Source organism: Martelella sp. HB161492, assembly GCF_013184775.1.
In the GTDB taxonomy this organism is placed as follows: domain Bacteria; phylum Pseudomonadota; class Alphaproteobacteria; order Rhizobiales; family Rhizobiaceae; genus Martelella.
On sequence record NZ_JAATVV010000006.1, the window covers coordinates 97,045 to 115,554 of the forward strand.

At 61.8% G+C, this 18,510-nt stretch carries 16 protein-coding genes; 2 read left to right on the top strand and 14 right to left on the bottom strand.

Annotated elements, in window-relative coordinates:
• From HCK86_RS11470 to HCK86_RS11490, 5 genes are all read right to left on the bottom strand, one after another.
• Entirely contained in the window at positions 1–735 is a 735-nt protein-coding gene (locus tag HCK86_RS11470) for a 4Fe-4S dicluster domain-containing protein (RefSeq protein ID WP_176084614.1), read from the bottom strand.
• Positions 732–3,671 carry a molybdopterin oxidoreductase family protein gene (locus HCK86_RS11475; RefSeq protein WP_176084615.1) on the bottom strand — a complete coding sequence of 980 codons (2,940 nt, stop codon included), beginning with the start codon at positions 3,669–3,671 and terminating at the stop codon, positions 732–734. Before HCK86_RS11475 ends, HCK86_RS11470 begins: the two co-directional genes overlap by 4 nt.
• Before the next feature lie 60 nt (positions 3,672–3,731).
• Positions 3,732–4,058 (bottom strand): DUF202 domain-containing protein, encoded by a 327-nt coding sequence (locus tag HCK86_RS11480; protein ID WP_176084616.1) that lies wholly within the window; start codon positions 4,056–4,058, stop codon positions 3,732–3,734.
• 18 nt (positions 4,059–4,076) lie between these two features.
• Positions 4,077–4,532 (bottom strand): DUF202 domain-containing protein, encoded by a 456-nt coding sequence (locus HCK86_RS24215; protein WP_210259895.1) that lies wholly within the window; start codon positions 4,530–4,532, stop codon positions 4,077–4,079.
• 122 nt (positions 4,533–4,654) lie between these two features.
• The gene (locus HCK86_RS11490) at positions 4,655–5,554 is read right to left on the bottom strand and encodes a LysR substrate-binding domain-containing protein (RefSeq protein ID WP_176084617.1); all 900 of its coding nucleotides are present in this window, start codon (positions 5,552–5,554) and stop codon (positions 4,655–4,657) included.
• Between HCK86_RS11490 and HCK86_RS11495 the strand changes: the two genes are divergently transcribed.
• Positions 5,526–5,750 carry a hypothetical protein gene (locus HCK86_RS11495; RefSeq protein WP_176084618.1) on the top strand — a complete coding sequence of 75 codons (225 nt, stop codon included), beginning with the start codon at positions 5,526–5,528 and terminating at the stop codon, positions 5,748–5,750. The genes HCK86_RS11490 and HCK86_RS11495 overlap by 29 nt on opposite strands.
• Before the next feature lie 121 nt (positions 5,751–5,871).
• Here the strand turns inward: HCK86_RS11495 and HCK86_RS11500 are convergent, their stop codons facing one another.
• The 8 genes from HCK86_RS11500 to HCK86_RS11535 form a co-directional block, all read right to left on the bottom strand.
• The gene (locus HCK86_RS11500) at positions 5,872–6,276 is read right to left on the bottom strand and encodes a type II toxin-antitoxin system VapC family toxin (RefSeq protein WP_176084619.1); all 405 of its coding nucleotides are present in this window, start codon (positions 6,274–6,276) and stop codon (positions 5,872–5,874) included.
• Positions 6,273–6,536 (bottom strand): AbrB/MazE/SpoVT family DNA-binding domain-containing protein, encoded by a 264-nt coding sequence (locus HCK86_RS11505; protein ID WP_176084620.1) that lies wholly within the window; start codon positions 6,534–6,536, stop codon positions 6,273–6,275. The genes HCK86_RS11500 and HCK86_RS11505 overlap by 4 nt, the downstream gene beginning before the upstream one ends.
• A 164-nt stretch (positions 6,537–6,700) precedes the next feature.
• Complete coding sequence (locus tag HCK86_RS11510) at positions 6,701–7,507, bottom strand: DUF1868 domain-containing protein (RefSeq protein ID WP_176084621.1); 807 nt, start codon at positions 7,505–7,507, stop codon at positions 6,701–6,703.
• Between the two features lie 119 nt (positions 7,508–7,626).
• Positions 7,627–9,267: a Na/Pi symporter gene (locus HCK86_RS11515; protein ID WP_176084622.1), complete on the bottom strand. Its 1,641-nt coding sequence runs from the start codon at positions 9,265–9,267 to the stop codon at positions 7,627–7,629.
• 193 nt (positions 9,268–9,460) lie between these two features.
• Positions 9,461–10,564 carry an extracellular solute-binding protein gene (locus HCK86_RS11520; protein ID WP_176084623.1) on the bottom strand — a complete coding sequence of 368 codons (1,104 nt, stop codon included), beginning with the start codon at positions 10,562–10,564 and terminating at the stop codon, positions 9,461–9,463.
• 38 nt (positions 10,565–10,602) lie between these two features.
• Positions 10,603–11,430: an ABC transporter permease gene (locus tag HCK86_RS11525; protein ID WP_176084624.1), complete on the bottom strand. Its 828-nt coding sequence runs from the start codon at positions 11,428–11,430 to the stop codon at positions 10,603–10,605.
• Positions 11,427–12,281: an ABC transporter permease gene (locus HCK86_RS11530; RefSeq protein ID WP_246739560.1), complete on the bottom strand. Its 855-nt coding sequence runs from the start codon at positions 12,279–12,281 to the stop codon at positions 11,427–11,429. Before HCK86_RS11530 ends, HCK86_RS11525 begins: the two co-directional genes overlap by 4 nt.
• Complete coding sequence (locus HCK86_RS11535) at positions 12,278–13,321, bottom strand: ABC transporter ATP-binding protein (RefSeq protein ID WP_176084625.1); 1,044 nt, start codon at positions 13,319–13,321, stop codon at positions 12,278–12,280. Before HCK86_RS11535 ends, HCK86_RS11530 begins: the two co-directional genes overlap by 4 nt.
• Positions 13,322–13,474: 153 nt before the next feature.
• Here HCK86_RS11535 and HCK86_RS11540 point away from each other — a divergent pair, with 153 nt between their 5' ends.
• The gene (locus HCK86_RS11540; protein WP_176084626.1) at positions 13,475–14,596 is read left to right on the top strand and encodes an ROK family transcriptional regulator; all 1,122 of its coding nucleotides are present in this window, start codon (positions 13,475–13,477) and stop codon (positions 14,594–14,596) included.
• A gap of 190 nt (positions 14,597–14,786) precedes the next feature.
• Here the strand turns inward: HCK86_RS11540 and HCK86_RS11545 are convergent, their stop codons facing one another.
• A complete protein-coding gene (locus HCK86_RS11545) occupies positions 14,787–18,497 on the bottom strand; it encodes a mechanosensitive ion channel family protein (RefSeq protein ID WP_176084627.1) in 3,711 nt (1,236 codons plus the stop codon).
• Between the last annotated feature and the right edge of the window lie 13 nt (positions 18,498–18,510).

Below are 18,510 nucleotides of genomic sequence, written 5' to 3' on the forward strand. Positions count from 1 at the left end.
CTACCTCGAAAGCATGCGGTCGACCCAGCCGAGAAAGCCGCCTTCGGGCGCGGCATCTTCAAGCGGGGCAACATCGTTGGCCGTTGTTCCATCGCGGCGCGGGCGCGGCGGCAGGTAGCGGTTGGAGGGCTTGTAGCCAAGCTCCGGCATCAGGGCGACGCCGCCGCGTTCTTCCAAAAGCTTCGAGATCGGCGATTCCGGATCGCTGAAATCGCCGAAATGGCGCGCCCCGGTGGGACAGGCGGCGACACAGGCGGGAACGCGGTCTTCCTCGGCGAGATTTTCGTTGTAGATCCGGTCGACGCAGAGCGTGCACTTCTTCATCACGCCGACATCGACATCGAACTCCCGCGCGCCATAGGGACAGGCCCAGGAACAGAGCTTGCAGCCGATGCACTTGTCCTCATTGACCAGCACGATACCATCCGAGGCCCGCTTGTATGAGGCCCCGGTCGGACAGACGGTCACGCAGGCTGGCGTTTCGCAATGCAGGCATGAGCGGGGAAAATGGATCGTTGCGCCGCCCGTCGGCGTGTCCTGCTCATAGGTGTGGACCCGGTTGAAGAAAACCCCGTCCACCTTGTCGGTATAGGGTTTCAGATCGGTGAGCGGCGCCATATGCCCGCCCGTGTTCCACTCCTTGCAGGAGGTGACGCAGGCATTGCAGCCGACACAGGTATCAAGGTCGATGGCAAGCCCAAGCTGACGCTCGGTCTTTTCGGGAAGACAGGTCATGTTTTGCGCCCCCTTGTTTTGTGGCCCGGCTTGAACTCCGCGCCGTAGGTGAGCTTGTCGGGACCATCGGCAAGGCCGGGCGGCAATCCGACCGGCGGTTCCATCGGCGCGGTCGTGCCAGCTTCCTCGGGCGTGCATTTGCGCAGCCGCACCCTGAGATCGAACCAGGCGGCCTGTCCGGTCACCGGGTCGGAATTGGAGAAGCGGCGGCCCCTTGCATCCGGCGGCAGCAATTCGGTGATGGCATGGTTGAGCAGAAAGCCGCGGTTCGATTCCCCCGCATCGGCATGCAGACCCCAGGTCCGGCGGCGCTTGCCGATGGCATTCCAGGTCCAGACCGTCTGCGGGTTCACCCCGTCGACCAGCGTGATCTGGCCACGCACCTGCCCATGCGGGCTTTCGATCCAGACCCAGTCATCATCGACAAGGTTCAGGCTGGCGGCGAGATCGCGATGCACGAACAGCTTGTTCTGGTTCATGACCTGCCTGAGCCAGGCATTCTGCGAGCCCCAGGAATGGTACATGAACATCGGCCGCTGCGTCAGCGCGTGAATGGGATAGTCATCCTTCGCGATCACCGTCTCTTCCAGCGGCTCGGACCAGAATGGCAGCGGATCGAAATGGGTGGCGACCCGTTCGCGTTCGTCCTCGGGCGGCTGGACGGGTCCGTGACCCTGAGCTGCAAGGCGGAAGCGCTGCAGCGGTTCGCAATAGATCTGGAAGATGATCGGCTCGGCTTTCGCCAGGAAGCCGAAATGAACGGCGGTCTCCAGATAGGTTCTGTTGGCCATCTTGTAGAAGCGCTCTTCCGGTTTGAATTCGTGATGCCAGAAGCCGCCATGTTCGATATAGCGCTCGAGCTGGTTTTCGTTCGGGGCGCCACGGCCTTCCAGATCGCCATTCTCGCCGCGCCAGCCGGCAAGCGGACCAATGCCGGGGCTGCGTTCATGGTGGACGATGTAGTCCGCGAAATCGCGGTATCTAGCGCTTCCGTCCTCGTTGACGAAGCCGGGCAGGCCAAGCCGTGCCCCGAGATCGATCAGCACCGACTGGAAGCCGCGCACATCGCGGTCGGGTTCGACGACGGGATGGCGGATCGCATCGCCCGGACCATCGGCATGGCTGATCGGCCGGTCGAGCAGGCTGATGCAGTCGTGGCGTTCCAGATAGGTCGTGTCCGGCAGGATCAGATCGGCATAGGACACCGTCTCGGAATGATAGGCATCCGCATAGATGATGAACGGTATCCTGTAATCGCCGTTCTCGTCCTTGGCAGTCAGCATCCGCGTCGTCTCGGACGTGTTCATCGACGAGTTCCATGCCAGATTCGACATGAAGAGAAACAGTGTGTCGATCGGATAGGGATCGCCGTCATGGGCATTGCGGATGATCATGTGCATCAGGCCATGGGCGGCGAACGGCGCCTGCCAGGAATAGGCCTTGTCGATGCGGATCGGCGTGCCGTCCGTGTCGACAAGGAGATCCGACGGATCGGTGACAAAGCCCAGCGGCCCGCCGGAAAGCGGCGTGTCCGGCCTGCCGCCATCCTTGCCCGCTGGCTTGTTTGGCGGCGGAACGGGCTTGGGATAGGGCGGCTTGTAGCGAAATCCGCCGGGCACATCGACGGTTCCGAGCAGAACCTGAAGCAGGTGAATGGCGCGACAGGTGTGAAAACCGTTGGAATGGGCCGAAATGCCGCGCATCGCATGCATGGAGACGGGCCGGCCCTTCATCGTCTCGTGTTTGCGTCCCGCCCAGTCGGTCCAGGCGATCGGTAGTTCGATTTCCTCCTCGAAAGCCACATGCGCCAGCTCGGCTGCAATCCGGCGGATGGTTTCAGCGGGCACCCCGCAGGCTTCCGCCACCGTTTCCGGCGCGTAGTCTTTCGACAGGTAACGTTCGGCGAGAATATGGAAGGCCGGGCTGACCGTGCGGCCAAGCGCCTCGAACGTGCCGCTCATCGCCGGGGCGATTTCTGGGTCGCTCGAGCGGACGGCGTTACGTTTTTCCCGGTCAAAGCTCAGGATGTTGCCGTCGCCGTCGCGCAGGAACAGGCCATTATCGGCCGCACCGTCTTCGCGGATGACCAGCTGGTGCAGATTGGTGTAGCGGATCAGGTAATCGAGATCGACCTTGCCCGCGCGCAGCAGTTCATGCACCAGCGCCAGCACGAAAAGCCCGTCCGTGCCCGGACGGATGCCGACCCATTCGTCGGCGATTGCGTTGTAGCCCGTGCGGCAGGGATTGACCCCCACCACCTTGGCCCCATGCGCCTTCAGCTTGCCGAGGCCGATCTTGATCGGATTGGAATCGTGATCCTCGGCGACACCGAACAGCATGAAATATTTCGACCGCTCCCAGTCGGGCTCGCCGAATTCCCAGAACGCGCCGCCGATGGAATAAAGGCCCGCTGCGGCCATGTTGACCGAACAGAAACCGCCATGGGCCGCATAGTTCGGCGTGCCGAACTGCGTCGCCCACCAGCCGGTCAGCGATTGCGCCTGATCGCGGCCGGTGAAGAAGGCGAGTTTTTTCGGATCGGTCGCCCGAATATGGGCCATGCGGGTGGCGGCGATATCAAGCGCTTCGTCCCACTCGATCTCGCGATATTCGCCCTTGCCGCGCGGGCCGGTGCGCAAGAGCGGCTTGCGCAGCCGCGCCGGGCTGTAATGCTGCATGATGCCGGCACTGCCCTTGCCGCACAGGACACCGCGATTGACCGGATGGTCCTTGTTGCCGTTGATATAGCGAACCTTGCCGTCGCGGATATGCACATCGATGCCGCAGCGGCAGGCGCACATATAGCAGGTGGTCTTCGCGACATGATCCCCGATCCTTGGTGAGGTTTCGACACCGTCGCCTTCGTTCGGCGCCGGGCTGTCAAACAGGGCTTGTTGCGAGGGCGCAGAATTTGCGCCGCGATCATGTCTGGCCATCAGTGTGTCCTTTGGGCAGGAAATCGAACGGAACGGAAACCGGATTTCGCATCGTCGGGCTCAGAGCGTGGCGATGATCAGCAGCATCAGCACCGCCAGCGCCGTGATGCAGATGCCGGAGACCAGCACCTCCTGCCGGGGTGCCAGGTGCTCCGGCAATGGCCGCCGGGCCAGAAGCCGGGTGCGTCTCATGCCGATCAGCACCATCATGATGGCAAGAGCCATAGCGAAACTGCTGCCAAGGATCGAAAGCAGGTCCAGCTTTCCACCTTCGCGCAGAAGCAGGAGGCCTCCGTTGATCGCCACGACCAGGGCGGTGCGCACCCATGACAGATCCGTCCGTTCGGGCTGTAATCCGGGACGCCCTGGAATGAGACGTTCGGGCATGGGCCGGTCCTTTCCAGATCAAAGCGAGCCCCCGCTCAGAAGTGCGGTGAGCCCGGCAAGGCTGCCGGTGAGGATAAGCAGGCCGGAAAGGAACCAGATCACCGTGCCATTCGGCAGCGGCGCATCCTTGCACATGGCCCGCTGAATGCTGTGCCACCGCCAGGTCGCGTAGAGGATCGCCACCAGAGCGGCGCCGGCCAGCACGATGCCGAAAAGCTTGTCTGGGTCGATCCCCGTCAACGGTTTGGCAAAATGCATCAGCCCGACCGCGCCTGCCAGCAGCGCCAGCGCCGTGCGCATCCAGGCCAGGAACGTCCGTTCATTGGCGAGCGTGAAGCGGTAATCGGGCTCGTGTTCATCTGCGCTTTCGGGCAGATCCGGCCGTTTCGACGTGTTGGCAGTGGTGAGCGGTATCTGGCTGGCCGTCAGCTGCTCGATGGTGGCCGTCATGCTCTCATGGCTTGGTTCATGCATCGTCATACTCCTTGTCCGATACATGCCCAAACTATCGCATAGGTCGTATTAAAATCCAATACGCGATATAGATGCAACCAATCTTCGGTCGCGATTGATCGCCGGGCCGCGGCCGATGGCGGCTAGCCGCCGTGGCCGGCCTTGCCGATCCCGAGCTGGCTCAGAAAGGCGTCAACGGCACGGCTGGGACGGGCGTCGGCGAGACGCAAGGCGAGGAACGGCCGCTCGGGCAGTTCGAACGGGACATGGTGCAGCAATCCCGCTTCAAGGCTGGGTGCAGCAACCGAAGCCGACATCGCCGCCGCCCCGAGCCCTGCTTCAACCGCCGCGCGAACAGCCTCGTTCGACGGGAGTTCCATGGCGACCGGGAGACTTTCCACATCGACGCCCAGCGACAGGACGGCATGTTCGAATGCCGAACGCGTGCCCGATCCCGGCTCGCGTCGCACCCAGTCGCTTTCGGACAGCCGGGCGGGATCGAGCCGGGTCAGCCCGCACCAGGGATGATCGGGCGCGACCACGACGATCAGCCTGTCAGCGGCAACGGGGTGGCAGACAAGCTGCGGATGAGCGATCTCGTCTTCGACAAAGCCCAGCTCTGCGGCGCCCGTCAGCACGGCCTCGGCCACCTGCTGTGTGTTTTCGATCGTCATGCGCAACGCAATGCCGGGATGGGCCCGGCGAAATGTGACAAGCCGCGCCGGCAGCCAGTAGCTCGCGATTGTCTGGCTCGCCGCGACGCGCAGCGTGCCGCGCAGAAGCGTGTTGAATTCGCTCATCGCCAGCGCGGCATGCTCGACCTGACCGAGTATCGCACGCGCCTCGAGCAGCAGGGCCTGTCCCGCTTCGGACAGTTCGATCCGCCGCCCGACCCGGTGAAAGAGCTGCGTGTCATAGCTGGCCTCAAGCGCTGCAATGGCGTGACTGGCGGCAGACTGTGCGATATTGAGCGCCTGGGCGGCCTGCGTGACGTGCTGGCGCTCGGCGACTTCAATGAAAATCCGCAATTGCTCCAAGGTCATGGCTGGCTCCCGTCCGGTCAAAAAGCGTCATCCCCCGTGGACAGTCCTGACCGGCGCCAAAGAGATGCTGAACCGCTTGATGGATGGCGCACCGGCTTTCCGCAGCGCCATCAGCGGTGCGGTTGCATACCCCGATTTCTGCGGTCGTTTCCTCTCCGTCATGACCGATCCGAGCAAAAGCAGCGTGTCGCGATAGACAGACATGAGGGATGCACAATAACCGTTAAGATGGCAGATCGATGATCAGATCGGTATCATCAAGGGAAAATGCACCGGCCCTGTCACCTCGACGGCGGACGGCGCCAGCAAAAGCGCCGTCAGTCCAGCCAGTTTTCGACCGCAAGACCGGACACCCGAATGAATTCGCGGGTATTGGCCGTCACCAGAACGGCACCAACGGCCTGGGCATGGGCGGCGATCAGAAGATCATTCGGCCCGATCGGTGTGCCCTCAGCTTCAAGATCCGCCCTTATGCGGCCATAGCGGACATCGGCTGGCGTATCGAATGGAAGTATCTGCAGCCCGCCAAGGATGGCCTCGATCTGAGCCGTCAGTTTCGCCGACCCCTTGCGGGCGCACCCATACCGCAATTCGGCCGCAGTGATGATGCTCACACAGATTGCATCGGCGCCGACATCAACAATATGGCCGACAACAGCACCGGAAGGATTGCGCGCGAGATCGGATACGATATTCGTGTCGAGCATGTAGAGGCCGCTCAAAGGTCGATGGCCTTTGCGGGCAACAGGGTTTCATCCACGTCGGGAAACTGGTCCTGCGGGCCAAGCGGCTTCAGGCGTGCCAGAATATCGAGAAGATTCTTGTTCGGCGCCGGTTCAATGACGAGGCGGTTGCCCTCGCGATGGATCATCACCCGGTCACCCGGCAATTCGAAGTCAGCCGGGATGCGAACCGCCTGACTTTTATTGTTGCGAAACAACTTGGCTTCGCGTGGCGCTTCAGATTCGCGGGGCTGGGCCATGATAACCTCCTGCGGTATAAGTGCATATGCAAATGCATATACTAAACCCGCCCGGACATTTCAAGTGTCATGCGCGGCGACGCACGCTTGACCGTGCCAGAACCGGACATGGATGGATGACCCCCGGACCGGCGCAATGGCTCGAGATCATGCCGCGCCAGGTGTCAGCTGTCGCCGTAACGCCCAGGCTCGCCGGAAAAGCGGCGATAGCCACCGGCGGCAAGCTGCCCGATCGTATCGAAGCGGTACATGGTGTTGAAGGCGCAGAATTCCGGCGGGCCGAGCGCGATCGGCCCGAGTTCGGACAGATGCTCGGCAAACAGGGCTTCGGCTTCAGACATGATCAGTTCGGCCTCGGCGCGGGTGAGCCAGCGGATCGGATAGGCCATGCTGACATGGAAGGCATAATCAAAAATGTCCCCGCGCACGATCCCGGTCAGTTCCTGCAACTTGGCGCGTATGCATCTGAGTTTCAGCTCGTCGAGGCGCGTGTCCGGCTCCATGGCAATGGTTGCCGGCAGTTCGAGGCCGCTCGCCCTGACGCTGAACCCGTCTTCGCCGCTGGCCTTGCCGAGTTTGTCCACAAAAGCTGCGTTGACAGCCTCGAGACCGGCGTCACGCGGCAGGTCATCCGGCCAGCCGTCAATGCCGAGAGGATTGCCGCTGACACCGCAGAAGATCGTCATGTGAAAGCTTTCCCGGGGGAGAAAGGAGAAGCGATCGGCAAGCGGAAGCCGCTTGAAAGCGTCCTGGAAGCGGCACAGCCGGTCGAAGAATTCCGATTGGCGGTCAATATGGCAGATGAAGGTGTTGCCGGGAAAGGGCAGGACCTTGCCTTCGGCGGTGAATTTGCCATTGCCTTCGGTCTGAACGATTTCCCGGGGCAGGGGGCCTGCATCGGGGCCCGGGGTTAGCCGGTTGATGACGGATTGCCGTTTGACCTTGTCGAATGTCCAGCGCATGGGCTGCATTGTATTACTCCAGCTTTCGGGCGGTCCGGTCTGTGCTGTCGGGATCACGGCGACAGACGAGCGGTGGTGGATCGACGCGCGGCGGGCCTGCCCGCAACTCCGGCCGGGCGCGTTTTGGTTCAGATCTGGCGTGGCGAGGCGGTTTGCGGAACGGCCTTCAGCCGCGTTTTCTTCAGTTGTCCGTGCTGCTCGAGAACGGCATAGCCGATGGTGGCCAGCTTGCTGTTGACCTCCTTGAGGTCGGCAATGGCTTCCAGATGCTGGTTGCTCGAGGCGAGGCTGGTCAGATTGCCGCGTCTAAGCCGGGCAAGATGGGCCTCGCGGCTCTGGCGCTCCAGATCCGCCACATGCTGTTTGTGCATGACAAGCTTGCGGGCAATGGCGATATTGCCCGTCCAAACGGCCTCCTGCGACAGAAGCACGGCACGGCGAACGGCAGCCGTCAGGCCATCGATTTCGGCCTGCCCCTCGTCGGAGAAGCGGCAGGCACCTTGCAATTGCTCCAGTCGCAGCTGCAGATAGCGCCCCGACAGCAGATCACCGGCACGTTCGACCCGGATGGCATAGTCGAAGATCTGCTGCGCCATATCGAGATCCAGTCCGGCATCGGTCGGCAGTCTGGCATAAAGGACGCGGATATCGGCCAGATGGGCATTCATCCGGCTCTCCAGCGCCTGGGCGGCCGTCTTGTCCGGATCGTCGCAGGCGGCTTCATCGAGCTGGGCTGCGGCGATATCGAGCATGCCGCTCAGCCTGCGTTTCAGCACAACAAGCGGCAGATCGTCCTCGCTGCCATTCTCGATCGCTACCGCCAGGTCGGGGGTCTTCGTCTTGTTGTTTCCTGTTCTCTGCAGATAGAGGGTCAGCCGTCCAACAAAGGGTGCCAGCAGCAGCAGCACGAAGTTGAAGGCGATATGCCCGGTCAGGATGACCTGCCCGGTGTTGTTGACGTCAAGATTTTCGAGCGCGCCGCCAGCCGCTGCCACGATCACGATCAGCAGCACCGCCATCAGGCTGCGCAGCACGGCGACAGCCGTCGCCACGGTTTTCGTCAGTTCGTTTTCATGTTTCAGGAGCCAGAGCGGCAGCAGGGCGCTGCCAAGATTGCAGCCCAGCATGAAGGCCAGACCGGCGAGTGTGCCAAGGCCAGCATGGCTGGAAAAGGCCACTGCCGTCAAAAGCGCCGCCACACTGGAATGCATGATCAGGGTCAGGACCATGCCGGCAAGGGCGGCGGTCACGGGATCGCCATTGAGATAGCCGACTGCCGCCGCCGTACCCGGCATGGTGCCAAGCGGGGCGACGCTTGCACGGATAATCGACAGCGACAGGAAGATCAGTCCGAGGCCGAGAATGGTGCGGCCGAAATTGCGATAGCGCGGGCTCGCCGCGCGCAGATAGAGCGTTGCACCGGCCAGGATTGCAAGCGGACCAAGGGCAGAGACAGGCAGGTGCAGAAACTGGACCGCCAGCGCCGAGCCCATATCGGCCCCGAGCGCGACCACTGCGGCACTGACTGCCGGGATGGCTCCGGTTCCGGCGAGACCCGCCGCAATCAGCATGACGACGGTTGCCCCCTGCATCACGAAGCCGAGGCCAGCCCCCTTGAGGACATTACCCAGTGTCGACGACTGCGCATTCAGGCTTTCCCTGATCCTGGCGCTCCAGAGCCGCTCGATGCCGATGCGCATGAAGCGAACGGAAAAAAGCAGCAGCATGGCACCGCTCATGAGCTGGACAAGGAAGTTCAGGATCGACAATTCCGGGCCTCGTCTGGGTTGGATTGAAGGGGATGGCAATCTTGAGAGCCGGGCGCAGACCCGGCTCCTAGAGCGCCCTGCATCCATTCGGATGCACCAAGGACGCTCTAACGTATTGAAACTACGCATCGTGCTTTTCGAAAATCGATTCCGATTTGCGGGCCGATGCTGTAGATGGACGCTTTCGTCAGGCTCAGCGTTCCTGAACCACATCTTCGATGAAGAGGGTTTCGACCGCGCTGCGGAAGGGCTGGGCACCCCAGGCCGTGCTGAACTTGCGTTCGGCATTGGGCACGAGAGCGTTGGAATCATCGGCTGCGGCATTTTTGGGCGCGCTGCCGAAATCACGGTTGAGCATGGTTTGCGTCTCGGGCGAGGTCAGCCAGTTGATGAAGACTGCCGCCGCCGCCGGGTGCGGCGCGTTCAACGGAATAGCCACGGCGTTGCCGCCGCCGCTCATGCCCATTTCCGGGATGTAGAATTTGAGATCGTCGCGAACCTCGCCGCGCTTCTGCAGCCCGGCCAGATGGTCTTCCCAGGCCGGAGCGAGCCACAACTCGCCATCGGAGACGCGCGTGATGGAATCGGCATTCGAAGCGGTAATCACATAGTCATCGGCATAGCTGTTGAAGAAGTCGATACCCGGCTGCAGCTGGTCGAGATGCTCCTGACTGTCCGAGCCATCGGAAAAGTCGGCGCCGGAAACGGCCCGCAGAACATTCTCGTAAAACGAGGGGCCAGCGCCGCCATTCTCGTAGTTGAAGCCGAACTTGCCGGGATGGGCCTGCCAGAAGGCGGCAAAGTCCGCGGTTGTCTGCGGCAGGTCGGCCGCGTCGATCTTGGTCGGGTCGTAGGCAATGCCGGTCTGGTTGCCCCAGAACGCCAGGGCATAGTCGCCGCCATCAACGCCAACCATGTTCGAAACCCGCCCTTCATCCTTGGGCAGCATGGTCAGGGGCATGAAGGTCGAAGCCTTGTCGATGGTCGGCAGCAGGTTCCAGTCCCAGGCAAAGACGTCGATATCGCCGGTCGGGCGCGCCTTTTCGGCCATGAGTTTCTGGGTGTTGCCATCAAGCGTGGTCACCGGCACATCGACCTTGATGCCATATTCATCCTCGAAGGATTGTACGGCACGGCGGAAATCGTCCTGGAAATACCAGACATACCAGGTGACTTCGCCCTCCTGCTTGGCCTGAGCGACAATCTCCTCCCAGGACATCGTCGACAGGTCCGCAGCGGCGGCAACATGCGCCGAGGCGGCCATCGCCAGGGCGGATATCATGAGTTTCTTGAGCATGGATCATCTCCTCTGTTGAATTATGCTCATTAACCGGCTCAGCCTTTCCCGGAGGAAAGCGTCGGATTGGCGGATTTGAGAAGCCGTTCGAGGATCAGCATCAGGATCACATTGGGAACGACCAGAATGAGTGAGAGAACGGCGGCGTTCGGCCGGACGAAGTCCTGTCCGAGCGCTGCGTAGAGCAGCGTCGGGATCGTCACGACATCGGGCGAGCCGACGATGAAGGCGATGGCGAATTCCTCGATCGACTGAATGAAGACAATCAGCAGTGCCGCGAAAATGCCGGGCTTGAGCGCCGGCAGATAGGCGACGCGAAAACGGGCCCAGTGACTGGCGCCGAGATCGCGCGCAGCGTCGATATGGTCCTGACGCACCTGTTCGAAACTGATGGTCATGATGCGGATCGCATAGGGCAGGAACACCACCGAATGGGCAAAGATGATCGCGCCCATGCGCCAGCCGGCGAGGCCGAGCTGGAACAGGATGGACGAGAAGAAGACGGCGGTGATGAAGGGCGGCACGATCAGTGGCAGCAGGCAGAGCATCTTTGCCAGTTCGCGGCCGGGAAAGGCAATCCGGCCCAGGGCGAAGGACGTCGGCAGGGACAGCAGCAGAGCCAGGATCGCCGTTGACGGTGCGAGTGTGTAGGAGGTCGCCAGTGCTGATTTGAGCGACGAGTTCTGCCACATGTCGACCCAGCGATAGAAAGACATGGCGGGAGGCAGGATGGTTCCTGCCGTCCACGGCTCGGATGGATCGACGAGCGACCACAGCGCCGCCATGGTGAAGGGAATGACCAGCCAGAGGATGGCGACCGTCACGACAAGGCCCATCAGGATATTGTTCAGGCGGGAAGAGCTCATCGTGCGCGCCCCTTCATCATGAGCCGGGCGGCGGCCGCCAGTATGGCGGACCCGACCATGGCAATGACAATCATCGACACGCCGACAACAGCAGCGGAATTCCAGTCGCCACGCCCCTTGTAGGAAACCATGAGCTGTGACAGCGACTGGCGATTGGTCGGGCCGGCAATGGTCTGGAAACTGAAATCGGCAAGCGCTCCGATGAAGATGATCACCAGCGCCGCCTGCATGCCCGAAACGGTGAGCGGCGCGATCACCTTGCGGAATCGGTCCCATGCACCAGCCCCCATGTCGCGGGCGGCATCAAGAATGTCATCGGAAATGCCCTGAACAGCGCCGGTCAGCAGCAGCAAGGCAAAGGGCATCTGCTTCCATGTCTGCAGTATCAGCACGCCGATCGCATGGCGGTCGTTCTGCATCCGGTGCGGCTCGTCGAAAATGCCGATCCACATCAGCAACTGGTTGAGAAGTCCGTGATAGGCAATCAGATTGATGAATAGAAAGGCGGCGACCAGACCGTTGACGAGAAGCGGTGCCTTGAGGATCGCGCCGATTGTCATCGAACCCCTGAACGGCTTTCTGAGCCAGATGGCCAGCGGATAGGCGAGGGCAACCGAAAACAACGCGCTCAACACGCCGATATAGATCGAATAGCGGACAGACCGGCTGTAGATCTTTCTGCCGATCAACTCACTCCAGAAACCGGTGGTGAAATGGCTGTCGCCGTTCAGCGCATAAAGCCCGAAGGACTGGGCGAGCGCGATGTAGATCACCATGCCGATGAGCGCCAGGATCAGTCCCAGCCCCGGCAGCAGCAGCAGGATGACAAAAAGCCAGCGGCGCGCGGTCAATGGTCTGCCCCCAGCAAGATGATGTGTTCCGGCGCGATCGAAAACCGGATTTCGTCGCCTTCCCGTGCATCGCTTTCGGCGAGCTGAATGCGGTGAATGCAGCCATTGCTGTCGATGGTCAGGTCGGTGAAATGGCCCTGAAAGGCGCGATTGAGCACTGTTCCGGTCAGCTCTCCGCTGCCGGGAACAACGCGTTCCGGCCGCCAGCACAGCGAAACCTGCGCGCCGGGTGCCGTCGCCGGCGCGATGACCTCGACTGTGCCGACCGGGGTCGAAACCTGCAGCCTGCCATCGATGGTGCGGCCGGTCGCATGCCCGGAGAAGACATTGGCACTGCCGATGAAGTCGGCGACGAAGCCTGTTCGCGGCGCGGCGTAGAGATGTTCGGGCGTGTCGATCTGCTCGACCCGGCCCGATTTGAGCACCACGACACGATCCGACATGGCCAGCGCTTCGGCCTGGTCATGGGTGACGTAGATTGCCGTCAGTCCGTATTCCTTCTGGATCCGCCGGATCTCGACCCGCACCTGATCACGCAGCTTGGCATCAAGGTTGGAAAGCGGCTCGTCGAACAGAATGACACTTGGCCGCATCACCAGCGCCCGGCCGAGCGAGACGCGCTGCTGCTGGCCCCCCGAGAGCTGGTTGGGCAACTTGTCCATCTGCGCCTCAAGGCCGAGCTTGGCAGCGACATCGCCGACACGGGCGCGGCGATCGGCCGCCGGAAGCCGCTTCTGGCGCAGGCCGAATTCGAGGTTGTCTCTCACCGTGAGGTGCGGGAACAGGGCGTAGGACTGGAAACACAGTGCCGTGTCACGCGCCTCTGGCGGTGTCTGGGTCACATCCTTGCCGTCAATGCTGATCGTACCGGATGTCGGTTCGAGAAATCCCGATATCAGTTTCAGAAGGGTTGTCTTGCCACATCCCGACGGGCCAAGAAGGGTTACGAATTCACCCGTCCTGACCTCGAGCGAGAGTTCAGACAGGGCGGTGAAGGTCCCGAATTTCTTCGAAAGGTTCTGGATGCTGATCGCGATCATATCGCTCCTCCCAGGCCGACATGTTTTTATTACTCACAAAATGTGATATTATTATTACTCATGTCAAGTGATATTTTGACTTGAATTGAGACACAGCCACGGCGACAATGAACCGGAATTGGAAATGGGGTGGCCCGAAGCGAGAATGTAAGCTTGGACAAAGAGATCGATACAGACTGCCATCTCGCGGCGAGCGAGCGGGAAATCCTCCGCATCGTGCTTCATGCCGGATCTGTCGCGCGCTCTGATATTGCGCGAAAGACATCGCTTGCCCAGCAATCGGTCCACCGCATCATCGACAACCTCGAGCGGCGCGGCTATCTGCGTTTCGGCGATGTGCGGATTTCAGGGCGGGGCAAGCCCAGTCCCATGGTCTCGGTCGATCCGGAGCATTATGCGACGGTCGGTCTTTCTGTCAGCACGGAAAACATCCGCTTCTGCCTGCTGGATCTCACCGGAAAGCCAATTGTTCAGGACGTCAGCGAGCTGGAGGCGTCGACGCCAGAAGAGGCGATGACGATCCTGCAAGGCCGTCTTGATGGATGGCGAAAGAACGTGGCGGCCGGGCGCGGCATCATCGGGGCAGGCATTTCCATGCAGGGTTTCAGAACCGGTCCGGGCGATCGCTTTCAGCCGCCCGACCGGCTGGCCGACTGGCAGGGGCGGGCGCTTGAGGCGCTGCTGAACGATGCGACCGGCCTGCCGTCCTTTGCGGAAAACAACGCGACGGCAAGTGCGCTGGCCGAGTTCTATCTCGGCGGCGGCGGCACAGATGCAGAGACAACGGATTGTCTGGTCTATCTGTCTTTCAACCACGGTTTCGGAGCCGGGATCTATTCGGTCAACAGCCCGTTTCGCGGCGGTCACGGCAATGCCGGCGAAATCGGCGCCATTTTCACGGCCGACGAACTCGATCTGCGGCCGGCGCTTTCCGGTCTGATCGAGATGCTTGGGCGCCATGGCGTCGAACTGCGCTCGGTCACTGAACTCACCGCCCGTTTCGATCCGGACTGGCCCGGCATGACTGCCTGGCTCGACGCCGTGCGCCCGCAGCTGCATCTGGCATTGCGCGCGCTTCAGGCAATCGTCGACCCGACCATGATCGTCTTTGGCGGTGAGGCACCCGCAGCCTTGCGAACGAAGCTGCTCGCGGCGGCGAAAGGTGCATTCCGGGACCGCCGGCTGCCGCGCCCGACCTTGGTGATGAGCGAACTCGATGGCGATCCTGCCCATCTCGGCGCCGGATTGCTGCCATTGCACCAGCTGGTATTCTAGAGCGCCGTGCATCCTTTTGGACGCACGGCGCTCTGTCTTATTGAATCGACGCATCGGCCGCGACAGATGATTTGATGCCATGGCGCCAGCCCTCTCCGCTGCGGTTCCGCCGCGGGCCACATGCGGCGTGGAGAACGGTTCGATGGCCGAACCGGCTCTGGCGGCGGCCGTCCCATGGCTTGCGTCTTCCTCAGGTTGGGGCGACCCCATTGCTGTGAATTTCATAGGATTTCGAGGTCGGAATGGCCGGACCTATGCCTGCCTCGAGCAGTTTCCGGGCCACATTCTCGCGGAACTTGCTTGTCGGCCAGTCGGGACCAGCAATCAGGAAATAGACCCGCAGAACGATCATCGCATGATCATAGTCGAGCCCGGCAAAGCCGGGAACGAGCCTGCAGTCGTCGATCTGCGGCCCATAGACCGGATCGTTGCGAATGGCCTCCATTTGCGCCTTGATGACGGCGGTGGCCTGCTCGAGGTCGGCGTTATAGGCAAGATGAATATCCACCGGGATTTTGCGGAAGCCACGTCCGTTCGCGACACCGGAGATCATGCCATTACGCAGGTAGTAAAGCTCGTCGGTGTCGAAGTCTCGGACCGTTGTAATTCGCAGGCCGACCTCTTCGACACGGCCGTGAATTTCGCCGATCCTGACCGCATCGCCCTTGCTGAACTGGTTCTCGACCAGCAGGAAGAAGCCGGAGAAGATATCGCGTATGAGCGCCTGGGCACCGAAGGCGACTGCAAGACCGAATATGCCGAGCGATGCGACAATCGGCGTGATGTCAACCTCGAAGGCCTTCAGCAGATAGATGCCCGCCAGCGTGCAGACCAGCACGCCCCATGTCGGCTGGAATATGTCGTTGAGTGTTTCGCCGCGTCGCATCCTCTCGGCACTTTCCCTTTGGCTTTCCGTCTCCTTCGTCTGCCTGAAGAAGATGTGATGGCCCAGCCGCCGGCCGGCCAGATAGACGATCAGCGCAATCACCGGAATGACCAGTATTGCCGATGTCGTGGTTAACAGCTTCTGCCGGATGAGCGATTCACGATTGGCATTCAGCATGCCGATTTCACCAGCAATGAAGCGGCGTGTCTCTTCGCCCTCGGCTTCGGGGTCGTCGCTGAACGCGAATCCGGTCAGCCGCTGGATCCGCTGATTGATCTCGCGCCGCTGATCGACGATCTGAAGCTCCAATGTGTTGAGTTCCCGGGTGAGCCGGTCAAGCCCGCCGAAGGGGGCGAGCATGTCGTCAAGCTCTGCCGACCATTGCGCATATCCTTCCGCCAGGGCCCAGTCCGTCAAAAGTCCGCTGGCAAGCTGTTCGCGGGCAATCAGCAGCGCTTCTGCCCGGTCGGTCGCACCGTCCTGCACATCGATGACCGGCAGGTCGTCGATCTCGAGGTTAAGACCTGTCCGTTCTTCCGCAGCGGCGATCATCGCCGCCGCCTGCGGCGGATCGAGCGCTGCACGCACGGCCGTTGCCTTCAGGTCCAGTCGTGCCCGCGACAGCCGTTGTTCGGCATCCGTCAGATCCGACAGGGTTGCGATGGCGGGCCGCAAAGCGGCTGCGGCATCCTGAGCCAGCTTGAGCTGGGCCTCCTGATCGTCCAGCACCGATCTGCGCCGCTCGAGCAGGATCAGAACTTCGAAATACCGGTTCATCAGCTTGTCGACGTCGACAAGTTCGTCGCCACCGAAGATCAGGTCGAGATAGCGGTAATTGCCCTTGGCATCATCGAAACGCTCACGGACCTCGCGGAGCAGCCGGTGCTTGGTGATGTCGTCGAGATTATCAATGTTCTCGAGACTGGCGAATTGCTCCGTGAAACGGATAAGGCTGACAAGCGCTTCGATCTGCTGGCCATAAATCGTTGAAAGCGTGTTCAGCGTCTCGCTCATCTGCGGTGCGACAGAGCTGCCCTTGCCAGTGGCACTGCGCTCCTGAAGCTCTGTCAGCACGGCTGCGGCATCATTGCGGCGTTGCTCGCTTTCAATGACCGCCGTGCGGTCGGCCAGCGCGCCGATATCACCCGGCAGGTCATCCGGATTGAGCGTCCCGCTTTCTGCACGCTGCAGCAGGACAGAAGCCGCGCCCCACCGCTCTCTGGTCCTTGCGAGATTGGCATCGATTTCAGCGACCAGCTGCGTTTGGGCCAGAATGGCCTTGTCCAGCCCGGCGTCGAAAGCGGCGTCGGCTGCGGCCAGATCCTCGAAATATTTCAACCGTTCGGAAATGATATCCCGTCGCTGGCGCACATCAAAAAGCGCATTGATATAGGGCTGTGCCGCGCTGTCGGCACTGTTCGGGTCGACCGCGTTGCCGGTTACAGGTCTTCCTGCCGGCGCTGCGGCAATATTTGCCGGCCCTTCCGGCGCCAGAGCGATCGAGGCGCGCCATTTGAGGAAGGCGTTCATATCCGACGCGGCCGACAGGCTGATCGGATTGCGGAGCCGGTCACGCGCCTGAGCCAGCGCGTCAAGTGCGCCAAGAGCCGCATCGGCAGCGAGCGCGGCCTCGGCTTGCGATTGTGCAGCCGCCGCCAGCGCCGCCGCATCGCGCGATGGCTGCAGTGCAGCGACAAGCTCCGACGTATCTTTGCCGGCGGCGGTGTCGAAAAAGGCTGCCCAATAGCGTTCGCGCTCCAGATTGGTCTCGGCCTCCTCGAGCGCGCGCGTGGCCTTTTCAACAGCGGCCTGACTGGTATCGAGGGCATCCACATTCGACGACAGTAGCTCAGCGGTTTCGGCATCAACGGCCTTCAGATCGGCTAAGGCTTGCCGCTTTTCCGCGAGCCTTTGCCGCAGATCGGAGCTCTGCTCCAGACCGGCCAGTTCGACAAGAACGGCGCCCTGCTGAAGATTGGAGACCAGTTCCTCAAGCAGGGGGCGGTAGAGCGCGAGACTTTCTTCGGATTGCTCCGCAGCGGCCACGACATCGTCCAGACGCGTGTGAAGGGCTATCTCAAGGGCAAGCCGCCGCCGGGCCAGACTGGCCGTCATCTGAGCTTCGCGCAGGCTGGCGCTTGCCGTCTCCGTGTCGTCGTCATTGCGTTCGCCGCCGTCGGCAGCATCGGAAGGGCCATTCTTCATCATCGCCTGGAGCGCGGCTGCCGCCTGCCGCTCTGACGCCACTGTCGCGGCCAGCGCCGCGGCTGCGTGCTGCTCCTGGTCCGATTGCGCGTCGATGCGCGCCGTCAGTTCGTCCAGCGTCAGGCGCAGATCCGCCGGTGCCCGCCCTGCAAATGCATTTTTCAGCCGTTCGCGGGTCGTGACATCGGCAAGCTGAAATTCGGCGGCTTCGAGCGCCTTCTGATGATCGGCGAGATGGGCTTCGAGCGCAGCCCGTTCTTTCCGCGCGGCCTCGGCCACGAGTGCTGCCCGCGCTGCCCTGGCGCCCCAGATGCTTCCTTGCTCAGGCGGATCGAGTGGCCCGAAAGCAAAGGCCGGGGGTAGGTTTTCGGCTGTCAGTTCGCGGGCGCCCAGCCGGTCTTCGACAAGACGGGACAGCGCCATGTTCCGTTCGACCCAGAAGTCATGCAGCATGATTTCGTGCTCAAGCAGAAGGGCGGTCTCCTGCGCTTTGTCGGCGGCATGAATCAGCAGTGTTGTCATGTCAATCAGGCGTTGGCGCTCAGACAGGCGCTCAAGCCGGCGCTTGTAAAGTGCTGCGGCATCGTCGTGCTGCAACATATCCGCACTGATATCGTCGCCTTCCGTCAGCGTGCCGGATTCTGCGTCAACGAGACGCTGCCGAAGCGTGGCCTCCGCTTCTTCCATATTCGCCATGAGGCCGGTAATCTGCCCGTTGATCGCATCAATCGTCTTCTGTTCCTGCTCAAGCCTGTCGACAAAGGCCTCAGCTGAAAGATCTTCGCTGCGCGATTCCTGAGCAAAGGACATCGAAACAGATAGA